Source organism: Streptomyces sp. MBT65, assembly GCF_016612545.1.
Lineage (GTDB): Bacteria > Actinomycetota > Actinomycetes > Streptomycetales > Streptomycetaceae > Streptomyces.
Genome location: NZ_JAENRY010000694.1, coordinates 1 through 789, shown reverse-complemented (window position 1 = coordinate 789; position 789 = coordinate 1). Strand labels below are relative to the sequence as shown.

The following is a 789-nucleotide window of genomic DNA, read 5'->3' as shown; positions in this document are numbered from 1 at the left end:
CGCCGGACGGGCTGAGTAATGCCGACCGGCGTGAAAGGGCCGCCGTTATGGAGATGTCAGCGCTACGGAGCCCTCAGCACTGCTGAGCAGTCAGCGTTCGAGGAAGACCCGCCCTCCGACCTCCACCCAGCCCCCCGGCTGCGGAGCCGTAAGTATCTGAGAACCCGCGCCCTGCATGATGTTGAGGGCCCTGCCCAGCTGGTCGGTCAGGAGCAGCGCTGCCGCGCCTGTCGCCTCGTCCTCGTGGATGCCGTCGTCTCGGCCCGGGAAGGCGCGGGCGCGGACGCGGCCGGCTGCCTCGTCCTCCCAAGCCCAGGCGTAGATCCACTCGCCGGGTGGGGGAACGGGGAGGGCGTCGACCTCGGCGGCCGACGCGTACTGGCGCAGGGTGCGGGGCGGGGCCCACTCCGGGAGGGCCTCGATCCAGCTGAACTCGCCGTCCAGGCGGGCGCCAACTATGCCTGCGGGGGTGACCAGTTCGGGTATGTCCAGGAGCCAGGCCGTGCCGACGCAGGGGTGGCCGGCGAAGGGCAGGCGGGTGGTGGGGGTGTAGATGTCGATGACTCCGCGCTCGGGGTCGTCGACGAACACCGTCTCGCTGAAACCGAGTTTCCCGGCGAACACCTGTCGCTCGTCCGGGTCCGGCATGACGGAACCCTCGCGGACGACGCCGAGTTCGTTGCCGTATCCGCCGCTGGGACCGCAGAAGACACGCAGTACGTCGTAGTCAGTCACGGGGGCATTCAAACATCGCGCGGGCGGCGAGGTCATCCCGGACGGGGGCTCCGC

The 789-nt window shown here is 70.2% G+C and carries 1 protein-coding gene; it reads right to left on the bottom strand.

Annotated elements, in window-relative coordinates:
• Window positions 1-90 precede the first annotated feature (90 nt).
• Entirely contained in the window at window positions 91-735 is a 645-nt protein-coding gene (locus JHN63_RS51630; RefSeq protein WP_200692020.1) for a PhzF family phenazine biosynthesis protein, read from the bottom strand.
• Window positions 736-789: the final 54 nt, after the last annotated feature.